Source organism: Photorhabdus viridis (assembly GCF_040256935.1).
GTDB lineage: Bacteria > Pseudomonadota > Gammaproteobacteria > Enterobacterales > Enterobacteriaceae > Photorhabdus > Photorhabdus viridis.
Genome location: NZ_JBEJZY010000245.1, coordinates 1 through 523, shown reverse-complemented (window position 1 = coordinate 523; position 523 = coordinate 1). Strand labels below are relative to the sequence as shown.

At 50.3% G+C, this 523-nt stretch carries 1 pseudogene; it reads right to left on the bottom strand.

The window, feature by feature from the left end:
* Positions 1-523: pseudogene (locus tag ABR397_RS23190) on the bottom strand (type VI secretion system tip protein VgrG); the annotation flags it as partial.

The window sequence follows — 523 nt, the reverse complement described above, 5'->3', positions numbered from 1 at the left end:
AACATGCTCTACCGGTGTGTTATCACTGGCCTGATATAAGGTTTGCTTCGGTTTCGGTGGGGTTTCCGGTGAACTCAGTTGCAGATTTTCTTCAACCTCACTCTGTACGGTTACAGTTCTGCCCAGCGTGTCAGTTTTACCGGAAAGGGTCTGACCGCCAGCGGTGGTAATGGTATAGGGGGTATTCACCAGCGGCTTACCGCTTTGCTCGCTTCGCAGGGTATAGCGTGCTGAGTAGTCAAACAGCGCATCGGCGGATTTCTTTCCAGTGATATGGTCAGACATGGTGATACTGACTCCTTCGATACGGATATTCCCCATTGGGTCAATGACTATCTGCCCGCCCGCGTTCCCAATCGTGATTTGCCCGCTTTCCGAGTGCACAGTGATATGTTTACCCACGGCAATTTGTTGGTTATCGGTGACGTTAAATTGATGGCTTTTACCAATGGAAATGGCCTGCTGACCTTTAATGGTCACCGTTTGATTTTGACTGACTTCCAGCGTCTGGAAGCCCTGCACG